The 11,499-nt window shown below is 47.0% G+C and carries 7 protein-coding genes; 4 read left to right on the top strand and 3 right to left on the bottom strand.

What is annotated here, in order from left to right; translation table 11 throughout:
* Window positions 1–31: 31 nt before the first annotated feature.
* A complete protein-coding gene (locus ACQSGY_RS04245) occupies window positions 32–1,801 on the bottom strand; it encodes an ABC transporter substrate-binding protein (RefSeq protein WP_427050796.1) in 1,770 nt (589 codons plus the stop codon).
* Between the two features lie 164 nt (window positions 1,802–1,965).
* Between ACQSGY_RS04245 and ACQSGY_RS04240 the strand changes: the two genes are divergently transcribed.
* The 3 genes from ACQSGY_RS04240 (at window position 1,966) to ACQSGY_RS04230 (ending at window position 7,294) form a co-directional block, all read left to right on the top strand.
* On the top strand, window positions 1,966–3,204 hold the full coding sequence (locus ACQSGY_RS04240; protein WP_427050795.1) for an MDR family MFS transporter: 1,239 nt from the start codon (window positions 1,966–1,968) through the stop codon (window positions 3,202–3,204).
* Window positions 3,205–3,782: 578 nt separating this feature from the next.
* The gene (locus ACQSGY_RS04235; protein WP_145402485.1) at window positions 3,783–5,528 is read left to right on the top strand and encodes an ABC transporter ATP-binding protein; all 1,746 of its coding nucleotides are present in this window, start codon (window positions 3,783–3,785) and stop codon (window positions 5,526–5,528) included.
* Window positions 5,525–7,294 carry an ABC transporter ATP-binding protein gene (locus ACQSGY_RS04230; RefSeq protein WP_427050794.1) on the top strand — a complete coding sequence of 590 codons (1,770 nt, stop codon included), beginning with the start codon at window positions 5,525–5,527 and terminating at the stop codon, window positions 7,292–7,294. Before ACQSGY_RS04235 ends, ACQSGY_RS04230 begins: the two co-directional genes overlap by 4 nt.
* Before the next feature lie 91 nt (window positions 7,295–7,385).
* On the opposite strand, the gene cyoE is transcribed toward ACQSGY_RS04230, so the two are convergent.
* On the bottom strand, window positions 7,386–8,315 hold the full coding sequence (cyoE, locus tag ACQSGY_RS04225; RefSeq protein ID WP_260410914.1) for a heme o synthase: 930 nt from the start codon (window positions 8,313–8,315) through the stop codon (window positions 7,386–7,388).
* Window positions 8,316–8,757: 442 nt separating this feature from the next.
* Here cyoE and ACQSGY_RS04220 point away from each other — a divergent pair, with 442 nt between their 5' ends.
* Entirely contained in the window at window positions 8,758–9,699 is a 942-nt protein-coding gene (locus ACQSGY_RS04220) for an NAD(P)/FAD-dependent oxidoreductase (RefSeq protein WP_427050793.1), read from the top strand.
* Window positions 9,700–9,847: 148 nt separating this feature from the next.
* On the opposite strand, the gene ACQSGY_RS04215 is transcribed toward ACQSGY_RS04220, so the two are convergent.
* A complete protein-coding gene (locus tag ACQSGY_RS04215; protein WP_427050792.1) occupies window positions 9,848–11,461 on the bottom strand; it encodes a collagen-like triple helix repeat-containing protein in 1,614 nt (537 codons plus the stop codon).
* Between the last annotated feature and the right edge of the window lie 38 nt (window positions 11,462–11,499).

The following is an 11,499-nucleotide window of genomic DNA, read 5'->3' as shown; positions in this document are numbered from 1 at the left end:
TGCCGGGGACTCAGTATCTGGCGGATAAATGTTACGGATTTTTAATCCATAACTTGGAGATATCCAGAAAACCGAATTCGGACGTTTGCATGCCATAGATGCTCTGATGCAGCTCGGCCTTTTTATTCATATGACATCCGGTTAAAAGCCAGCCATTCTCTCTTAGCAAGGCTTCAGCCCGTTCCAGAAGCTCGGTACGCCCATCGTGAGGAAGCTGAGGGAAGGGAGCCAATACATCATCCAGAATGGATTGAAGCTCTGGAGTCAGGTACTGATGTAAGCAATTTTCATTGTTCTTAAAAAAATGGATCATCCCATACTGCCAATCGTCCTCAAGTATTTCTTCTCTCAGAATTAAAGGGGCGTGGGAAGCCTTCACGACATCAAGGTAATCATCAAAGGGTTCAAACTCAATATTCAATCCGATCAGACGTGCACGCTTCTGGAGCCACTCCGCCACATCGGCATCTTTATTCTTTTTGTGAGATAACAGGAAAGGTTCACCTTGATAACCGCTTTGCTGAAGTAATGCCTTTGCCTCATCCAGAGTTCTGGCTTTCCAGTTCTCGGCAGCACTTCGCCAGGGCAGGAAACTGCTGGCAGGTGTAATTCGATTTTTACCCAGGTCGTTCACCAGTGTGACCGAATCATACACGATGCGCATCGCTTGCCGAAAGGCAGGATGGTGATGACGGCCCTTCACATGAAAATTAAAAAGCATATATTGGCATCCGAGAGCAGGATAGTCAATCAAATGGGGCTGCTGCCGGCTGCTTCCAGACAGGGCTAGATGATCGGCACCGGGCAGATCGTAATAACCGTCATAAGAAGCAGGCTCTGGAAGAAACCAGATGTGAACCTGATCCAGATGAGGACGAATGCCATAGTAGCCGTCAAACGCAGTTAGTTTAATGACCTCTTCACTCATCTCTGTAATCTGAAATGGTCCTGTGCCCACCAGTGTCTTGCTGGAATCATAATCAGCCGGAAGCACGGTCATACGAATGCAGCTGAACAGATGCAGGAAAAAGCGATTGGTTTGCTTCAGCACAAAGCGGATAGCATAATCTCCAACTGTTTCTGCACGCTCGATATCACGATACAGCCATAGTGAAGAACAGTTTATCTCAAACAACCGGTTCAAGGAAGCCTGAACATCTTGAGATGTCATGACACGGCCGTCATGAAAACGAACGCCTTTCCGCAAAAAAAATACCCATTCCCGATGGTCGCTGCTGCATTCCCAAGTATGGGCGAGCGCAGGCAGAAAGGTGTTTGTATCCGCATCATACGTAATCAGCGTACTGCAAACTTGACCCAGTAAATACGTCTCAAATGCTGTGTACACAGAAGCAGGGTCCAGATCACCGAGCTGGCGTGATCTCAGCATACGAAGAATATCCTGTTCCGACCCTGTTTCCAAGTGGCTGTGGAAGCCCATCTGCTGGTGCAGTGTGAGCATTAGATTTTCCCGCAGGACTTCATCGATTTTGACACTTCCAATCAGCTCAATAGCTTCCTTTAGCTTGCCCTTGCATAGAAGCTCGGTGAAATGAACCTCCAAGGCCTCGTTCAAGCTTCGCAGCAGCGTTAATTCGGAATGATGACCTCGTCCACGCCCTGGATGCCAGTGAATAAAGTGCTGCTCCTCCAGCTTGCGCAGAATGAATTTTACATTTCGGGGTGTGCAGCACAGGATAGCGGAAAGCATTTCAATCGTAACGCGGACAGGTTCATTCAGCTTCAGCACGAGCTGCTCAGCGTCAGCTAGTCTCAGAAAGTGAGTATATATCGTATCCATAAACGCTGCTCCTTCATAAAGGTGAAAAGTGACAACGAATGTTTACACTTTTACTTCCCCCTTTTATTCTTACAATTATACCTATGAGGAAGAGAGAATACATCCCTTTTTTAACGTCGTTAGATAAAGAGATAGAGAAAAGCAGCATGATAGGAGAGATGTAGATGCAGTCATATTTAAAGCAAATTCACCCTCTGGCCTGGACGATTATTATTGGAACGATGTTTGGACGACTGGTCACGTCGATGAGCATCCCGTTTCTGTCCATCTATTTGACCCGTGTGCTTGAAGCAACCCCGACTCAAACGGGTGTCACTGTGGCCGTAAGCTCGCTCGCCGGAGTTCTGGTCAGCTTCTATGGGGGATATATATCTGACCGGATCGGGCGTAAAATCGTGATGCTGGTATCGGTATTCAGTTGGGCCGCTGTATTTTTTATATTCTCGGCAGCAGAACATCTGTGGGTATTTTTTGTTGCCAATACGTTAAACGGACTGTGCCGAGCAGTGTTTGAACCAACGTCCAGAGCACTTTTATCTGATATTACATCACCGCAGAACAAGCTGCTGGTATTTAATCTGAGATATGCTGCGATTAATCTGGGGGTTGTGTTCGGACCGCTCATCGGATTTCAACTCGGTTCATCGGAATCAACGTTTCCCTTTGTGATCTCGGGTCTGGTGTATATCATGTACGGTGTAGTCCTGTTTCTGCAGTTCAGGCTGCATCATGCCAATCTCCCTGTACATCAGGAGGCTGTTGCACCACGCCTGCGCGAAGCACTCATGACGACGGGGCGGGATCGGGTATTTCTTCCCGTATTGATCGGTACTACCTTTTGCGTGCTGGGGTACGGTCATTTTAGCTCTACACTTGCGCAGTATTTGGCGAGAAGTCCCATTTTTGAAAATGGAAGCCTGATGTTTTCGTATATGCTTTCGCTCAATGCCGTTACAGTGCTTGTCGTTCAGTATCCGCTCGTGCGCACATTCCGCAACGCACCGCCGCTGGTGCCGCTGATTCTGGGTAATCTGCTCGTTTCCGCGAGCCTGCTGCTCTTCGGTATGGCCCAGGGGATCGTGCTGATGATGGTGAGTGTTATTCTGTTTACTGTTGGAGAGGTGCTGCTGTTCACGCTGATGGATATGCTGATTGACCGGATTGCAAAGCCTGAATTCAAAGGCACTTATTTTGGCACGATCGGATTCAACAACATCGGAAATGTAGCCGCTCCGGTCATTGGTGGGCTGCTGCTAAGCCAGTTTGGTGCAGCAAATGGACTATCGGTATTTATCCCGATTGCTTTGACTACGGCATTGGGCATTCCTTTTTTACTTATAGCGCACAAACGCCTTGTCATGAGAGAAAAACAGCAGACCGAGCCTGTCCAACTCGGGGCATGAGGATGAAGTAAATAACAATTCAGTTAATAATTATGTTGACGTATAAAGAATGAGCGAATACAATAAACAACAAATATGTGAAACGGGTGGGATAACGAATGATTGGTCAGCCACGACAGGTACGCATCGCGATAACTGAATATGCAGAAGCATCGTGACATGATTCGGGTAGCGTGTTGACCACGTTTGGACAGTCCGGCTTTTTGCAATCCTGTCTGGACGCTCATTCATATTGAGATGCAGAGAAGAAGTCGGAATATGCCTATTCTGGCTGGCTTTTCATTCATATCAAGCTGTAGATGAACTTCATTCATCTATGGCTTTTTTTCATTCCGTCAAACCCTTCACATGGAAAGGAGCAGGAACAAAGAATCTTTTATATGCAAATACGGTTGTTCATGACTTGATTTTATGAAAAGAAAGGGAGAGGGTACGATGGTCACTCAGAGTAAACTATTTGTAAACGTAGAAGGCATGATGGATTATAGCAAACTGCTGCATGATTCATCATAGTAAACGTAGGGAAAGCACGAACGAAATTACAGGTTTAGAACTTAACAAATTAAGGGGTGAGGGCGATGCCCAAAACGGAGAAACGTTCTATGGCGTGGCTTCTGCAATATTTAAAGCCGGTCAAAGGAAAGCTGGCCGTGCTGCTGATTATGCTGCTTACGTCAACAGGGCTTCAACTGCTCAATCCACAGATCATACAGCGATTTATTGATACTGCGGCAGGGGGAGGCATTCTGGGTGATCTCATCAAGCTGGCTGGACTCTTTCTGTTGATTGCTGTTACAAACCAGCTCATTACCATTGCTGTAAGTTATTTGGGCAATGATGTTGCCTGGCGGGCTACAAACCGGATGCGTGGAGATTTGCTCAAGCACTGTCTAAGGCTGGATATGCGTTTTCATAATGTAAAAACACCTGGCGAGATGATCGAGCGTGTAGATGGTGACGTTACCAGCATCTCGAATTTCTTCGCGATGTTTATTGTGCAGGTTATCGGAAGCTTTGTACTGCTTGCAGGCATTCTGGGTTTTATGTTCTCCATTAATGTGCCGATAGCGATCGTTATGACGGTATTTACCCTGTTATCCATTCTGTTCATGGTTATTATCCGAAATCTAGGAGTGGAGTCTTCCAAAAATGAGCGTGCCGCCAGTGCCTCCTTGTTCAGCTTGATTGAGGAGCGCATTGCAGGGATTGAGGATGTACAGGCCAACGGACATGTGCCCTATGTGATGAATCGCTTCTACCGAACGATGCGTACGGTCTTTCTTAAAGGACGAAAAGCATGGATGCTGCGAGTAGTTCCATGGAATACAACGGTCATCATGTTTATTATATCGGTTACTGTGGTGCTGCTGCTGGGAGTGCACTATTACATACAGGGCATGATCAGCCTGGGCACCTTGTTTCTGATCTACCAATACAGTCAGATGCTGAATGACCCCATCGAGCTGCTTGGCGATCAGGTACAGGAATTTCAGAAGGCAAAGTCAGGTATGCTTCGTTCCCGAGAGCTGTTGTCGATGCGGAGCGAGATTCAGGAGGGGACAGAAGAACAGCTTCCTGAAGGTCCATTGGGGCTGGAATTCAATCAAGTGCATTTCAGTTACAATGCAGAGAAACCTGTGCTTCAAAATATTACGTTTGAAGTAAAACCGGGAGAGCGTCTGGGCATCATCGGCCGTACCGGAAGTGGTAAATCAAGTCTTAGCCGCGTATTGCTGCGTCTGTACAATCTGGATCAGGGAACGATTCGCATCGGTGGAACAGACATTACCAAACTATCCATGCAGGCACTCTATCGCAGAGTTGGGATGGTAACGCAGGATGTACAGCTGTTTGATGGAACGCTGCGTGACAATCTAACCTTGTTTAATTCAGACGTGTCCGATGCAATGATTCAACAAACGACAGAACGGTTGGGGCTGCATCACTGGATTGATGCACAACCTGATGGACTGGATACGCATCTTAACGCAGGAGGAGCTTCTTTATCCGCTGGAGAAGCGCAGCTGTTCGCTCTAACCCGTGTGTTTCTTACAGAGCCTAGTCTGGTAATTCTGGATGAGCCGTCCTCGCGGCTGGACGCTGCCACGGAGAGTATGCTTCAATCTGCTATTGATGAATTAATGAAGCAATCCACAGGTATTATTATTGCGCACCGGCTTGCCACACTGGAGAAGGTGGATAAGATTATGGTGCTGGGTGAGGGCAAGTTGCTGGAATTCGGAGCAAGACAGGAGCTGGCCAATGATCCGGCCTCTCATTATGCACGCCTTCTGGTGACGGGCCGAGAGGAGGAACTGGCATGAATGTAACAGGATTTATAGGACGTTTATTTCGTTATAAGCCTTATTTATTTTTGATGAATGGTTTGCTGTGGTGTGTGTTTCATTCGCTACCGCTTGCGATGGGACTTTGCATGCAGTGGTTCTTTGACCGGACAGCGACAGGACGGGCTGACTACATGTGGCTTGCGGTACCTCTAATTGTAATCGCACTGTTTCGATTAACCCGGGTGGGAACGTTTTTTGTCGCGTTTTATGCATGGGTAACCTATATGTATCACATTCAAGCCATTCTGCGAACCAATATGCTGGCGGGCATCATGCGCTGGCCTGGACGGAATTTACCTGCTTCGCCAGGAGAGGCGATGAGTCGTTTCCGCGATGATGTGGATGAAGTGGTCGAATATGTTGAATCCTGGGTGGATTTTTGGGGACGGCTCGTTTTTGCAGTTGTGTCCATTATCATCATGGCAAATATCAACTGGAAGATTACACTGGTTGCCGTACTGCCGCTTACGATCGTAACGCTGCTCAATAATCTGTCAGGCAGCCGTGCAAGAAAGTATGCACAAGTAAACCGGGAAGCTACGGGGCGCATTACCAGTTTTATTGCGGAAACCTTCGGGGCTGTACAGGCACTCAAGCTGGGGCAGGCCGAAGACCATGTTGCAGCACGTTTCAATGAACTGAATGAAAAGCGTCGTCAAGCGGCCTTGCGAGACAATCTGTTCAAACAGTGGATGAAATCGCTCAACCAGCATGTGTTAAGCATCTGTACCGGGCTCATTCTGCTGATGTGTGCGGCCGAGATGAAGGCAGGTCACTTTACGGTGGGGGATTTTGCATTGTTCACCAGTTATCTCGTCAACATTGGCTTTAGTATTTCACTGTTCGGGTACATGGTATTCCAGCATAAAAGGCTCAAGGTATCGTATGATCGTATGCGTACGTTATTTCGGCCAGGTGAAGAGGATCAGATTATGGAGAATAGGGAAATCTATCTGTATGAAGACCCGCCAGAGCTGCTGAGTGAACACAGAAACATGAACGAGAAGTTCCGTGAGCTTGAAGTGAGTCATCTAAGTTATCGGTATGCACAATCTGCAAACGGTATTCATGACATTCATTTCAAGCTGAAACGCGGTCAGTTCCTGGTCATCACCGGGCGGATCGGATCGGGTAAATCAACGCTTGTTCGAACCTTGCTCGGACTACTGCCCAAGCAAGACGGCGAGATTGTCTGGAATGGAGAGCAGGTAGATCCGGCAACTTTTCTAATGCCGCCAAGAGCCGCATATACACCGCAGGTTCCAAGGCTTTTCAGTGATTCACTACGGGAAAATATTGTGCAGGGCAAGCAGGAGAATACAGAGCAGGCGCTGGATAAGGCGATTCGTCTCGCGGTTCTGGATCAAGACATTCAGCAGCTGGATCAGGGATTGGAGACCCCGGTGGGACCAAGAGGTGTCATGTTGTCAGGGGGGCAGATTCAGCGGTCAGCGACTGCGCGAATGTTAATGACGGAGGCAGATTTGTTTATCTTCGATGATCTGTCCAGTGCGCTTGATGTCGAAACGGAGCAGCAGGTGTGGGATGGATTGTTTCAGGAGAAGGACGTCACTTGTATTGCAGTATCTCATCGTAAAGCAGCGTTAAGCAAAGCCGATCATATTATCGTCATGAAAGATGGACGAATTGAAGCTGAAGGAACGCTGGCGGAGCTGCTTCAGAGCAGTGAAGAGATGCAGCTGTTGTGGCAGGGAGAACAAACGCCAGTGAAGGCGGGATAGCTATAAAACAAAACAACCGTACAGATAACGCCTGATTGTAGGCGATGCATCTGTACGGTTGTTTTATTCTTTTAAAACGTTGTACCTGTTCTTATCTCATCAATTGAGCAATCAAAGAGTAAGCAATGATCACAAGGAAGATGATGGTAATATGGTTGATGGAGAAAATAAACATGCGCTGGGACCACTTCTTTGTGTCTTTCGGGTCAAAGGTAGCCACACTCAGAATCAGCCAAGCCAGAGTCACCAGAAAGGCTACAATAGCGATAAACGGACTCATTGGCCAGAACAGGAAGCTGGAAAGCAGCAGCAATACAAGATATACGTTGGATTGCACATAAGTTCGTCCAATGCCTTTCACTACAGGCAGCATAGGGACGCCGGCCGCTTTGTATTCATCAAAACGGCGAATGGCGATACCGTAGAAGTGAGGCATTTGCCATAATAACATCGTTACAACCAGTGCCCAGATTTCAAAATGGCCGAGCTCTGGAGAAATGGCTGCCCAACCGATCAGTGGTGGAACTGCACCAGACAGACTGCCAACCTCGGTATTGTAGATCGTTGTACGCTTCGTCCACATCGTATAAGGGAACACATACAGCAGCAATCCCAAAATACCAAACACAGCAGCTGATGGTGAAGCAATGTAGAGCATGACAGCCCCGATTAGCGTGATGGTAATCCCCAGAATCAAGCCTGACTTGGTATCTACCCGTCCAGTTACTGTAGGTCGTTTTTTCGTGCGCTCCATAATCGCATCAATGTCCCGGTCGTACAGGTTGTTGAACACCCCGGCTGCCCCGATAATGAAGGAGGACCCCAGGAATGATAGTACAATCGGAACGATATTCGCAAGAACAGAGGCATTAAATACATATAAAGCTAAGCTTAAACCTGCAAACATGGCAATCAAGTTGGACTTGATAATTCCGATTTTGATCGTATCGAAAAATATTTTCGGAATCGAGTTGTACTCCAGGCTAATATTGGTTTGTGACTCATTATTCAATGTTTTCAAATACTCACTTCCTATATATATACTTGTTTAAGCTTCATATAATATGTACCTATTATATCATTCAAATCACATTGTGCTTTGCATAACGTTTTAGTATTTAAAATAATGTCAATTGATTGTGAACAATTTAAAAACAAGATCTTTTTTAATTGTTAAAACAACAATTCTGTGCTACGCGCGCTTTTTTTCATAAGAATGTCATGTATTCATTGTAGAAATAGAAGAAATATATTGCAAATACAATATTAACGTTGTATTGTAGATATAAGATATCTCTAATGGTTTCGTTTTAGAGGGTGGAACATTACTTTCCTTCAATCGAATGATCTCATGCTATTAGAAATCTCACAGACCTTCTGATGCAACATGAATATGAAGCAGAGAGAAGGTTATCTTTTTGAATCAATTAAGGATATTAAATATCTGGAAAGGATGTTTTGGGATGGATACTACCAAGAGTCAATTGGACGTAATTATTGTGGGAGGAGGACCGGCAGGGTTGAACGCCGCACTGGTGCTAGGGCGAGCTCGAAAGCATGTACTTGTTTTGGATAATCAGAAACCCCGTAATTGGGTTACTCAGGAGACTCATGGATTTTTGACGAGAGACGGAGTTAGTCCTCAACAATTTCGCGCATATGCAGCAGAAGAAATCAAGTCATATCCTTCCGTGCAGTTTACATCAGATACAGTGATCGAGATTAACGGGCAGGATGGATCATTTGTAGTTAAAACAGGGGAGAACAAGCTCTATCATGCCCGGAAAATATTGTTTGCTGTTGGTAAAAGAGACCTGCCTCTTGGCATCAACGGTTTACCAGAGGTTTATGGGAAAAGCGCATTTGTCTGCCCGTATTGCGATGGATGGGAACTGCGGGATCAGAAGCTTGTTATCATTGCCAGTGCGGACAAGGTGTTACATATGGCCAAATTGATCGCAGGATGGACAAAGGATTATGTGCTGTGTACGAATGGTGATGGGATTTTGCCAGAAGAACAGATGCTTGAGCTTTCTCGTCATGGAATTCAGGTATATGAAGCTCCTGTTCATTCGATCGCATCTGAGGAGGGAATGGTTCGTACAGTTGAACTAAACGATGGCACCGTAATTCCTTGTTCGGGGATTTTCTTTCAGCCCAAGCTTCAGACAGGCTCGGATGTGCCCAAGGCACTTGGATGTGAGGTGACAGATACAGGCACCATCATCGTTGATGCACAAGGCAAAACGTCGGTGTCAGGTGTCTTCAGTGCTGGAGATGCTGCATCCGAAATGTATCAGGCGATCGCAGCAGCTTCGTTAGGTGCATTAACTGCAGTCAGCATAAACAATGAGTTGAATTTTGAAAGATGGGACTCCAGTGATGATACACGGATTATAAGGTAAGGGCACAAAAATAAAGGTAACATCACAAAAAACACAGGTATATCACAAGAAAAACACAAAGTAAACCGTCAGCTGGTCCTTCTTACCAGGGAATGATGCTGACGGTTTTCATCTATTTTATATTGTAATATGGAATCCTGAATGTATGTTATCTGGAATCCTGAATGGTTGCTGTACTGTTGTTCGCGCTAAGCGCAGTAATCGGGTCAAACGGAGGACCTGTGATCGTTCCGGGCAGCAAAGCGATATCTACTGCATTCTCGGGGCTTCCCCAGGAGTTGCCGGAGTACACCATAATGGCCTGATCGTTGACAAACCCACGTGTGTTATAAACGACATTATTAACGATCTCTCCGGTTGTATTCGGGTTAAAATAAGCTGGCTGTCGCAGAGAGTAGAAAATATTGTTTCTTACGATGAGTCCAGTCATATTGCCAATCTGGGTTACCAGTCCGCGATTGACAACCCAGCCAGTAGACGGGCCCGCTTGAGGAGGGCCGAATACCGTATTGTTTTTCACGGTATGATTGGTACCGCCCAGCTGAATGAACTCGACTGCATACGGGTTGTCACTTGTCATTGTGAAGCCGTCTACCGTTACTCCACTTCCGATGATTGTAAACGGGATGACAGCAGCCTGCAAAAGAATGATGGTACTAGGATAGCCCTTAAGAGTTACTCCGGCCTTATTAATTGTAATGTTTGATGTAATCGGATATGTTCCACCGAGGACATGAACTGTCCCTGTTGGCGACACTGCGGCTACACCTTGCTGAATTGTTCCAAACGGACTGGCTTGTGTTCCATTTCCCCCAACGGCTCCCTGCAAAACATATACATTAAACGGATTAGGTTCAAACGTACCTGTAGCGCCTGTAATGCCGGTTGCGCCCGTTACACCCGTGGCTCCTGTTGTACCTGTAATACCCGTTGCCCCTGTGGGCCCAGTGTCTCCAGTCGAACCGATATCTCCGGTTGCGCCCGTAGCACCTGTTACACCTGACGTACCTGTAGCGCCTGACGCACCTGTAGCACCTGTGGACCCGGTTACGCCTGACGCACCTGTCGTGCCGATGTCGCCAGTGGCTCCGGTTATACCCGTCGGGCCCGTAGCACCTGTCACACCGGTAGCTCCAGTATCCCCAGTTGCGCCTGTCGGGCCTTCTGGACCACCGGAAGGACCAGTGTCGCCAGTGGCTCCGGTATTTCCCGTCAGACCAGTCGCACCAGTTACTCCAGTATTTCCAGTTGTGCCCGTAACCCCTGTGACGCCAGTAACACCAGTTGCACCAGCTGTGCCGGTTACACCAGTCGCACCGGTAGCACCTGTTATTCCCGCTGCACCTGTGGTTCCCGTCACTCCCGTGGCACCTGTAGCCCCGGTCGCACCTGTAGTTCCGGCCGTGTTCTCGCTCCCGGACCATTCGGAGTATACAAGCCGATGGGCGGCAATCAGTGTTCCGGCACTATTTTTGCCCCAGAACGAAACAAGGACATCTTCAGGACTTGGACCCGTTATGGTAATGACATAATCAAAACTGTCCAGGTCAGCATAATAACTGCGCGTCACTACAGCATTCGGCAAAAGTGTAATCTGTTCACTCACATACAAAGTACGTACTCCGCTCAGTACATAGCCTTGTATTAGCACCGTGGCTGTAGTTACAGGATTTTCATTTTCAATCTTGATCGATACAGTCTGCGTAGGCCTGACGCCATTAACCGGATTGTTGTCAATCGGGCCTGTTAGCAATACAGCCAAGCTATCTCCTCCTTTTTATATAATTGGCAAATGCAGCA

Origin of the sequence: Paenibacillus sp. TC-CSREp1 (assembly GCF_050171015.1) — a bacterium.
Taxonomy (GTDB): Bacteria; Bacillota; Bacilli; order Paenibacillales; family Paenibacillaceae; genus Paenibacillus; species Paenibacillus silvae.
The sequence above is the reverse complement of the archived record's forward strand: the minus strand, read 5'-3'. Positions and strand labels throughout refer to the sequence as shown.

Bases quoted from the DNA above. Each gene is read 5' to 3' on its own strand.
- ACQSGY_RS04240 (WP_427050795.1), top strand. From the start codon at position 1,966: ATGCAGTCATATTTAAAGCAAATTCACCCTCTGGCCTGGACGATTATT.
- ACQSGY_RS04230 (WP_427050794.1), top strand. From the start codon at position 5,525: ATGAATGTAACAGGATTTATAGGACGTTTATTTCGTTATAAGCCTTAT.
- ACQSGY_RS04245 (WP_427050796.1), bottom strand. From the start codon at position 1,801: ATGGATACGATATATACTCACTTTCTGAGACTAGCTGACGCTGAGCAG.
- ACQSGY_RS04220 (WP_427050793.1), top strand. From the start codon at position 8,758: ATGGATACTACCAAGAGTCAATTGGACGTAATTATTGTGGGAGGAGGA.
- ACQSGY_RS04235 (WP_145402485.1), top strand. From the start codon at position 3,783: ATGCCCAAAACGGAGAAACGTTCTATGGCGTGGCTTCTGCAATATTTA.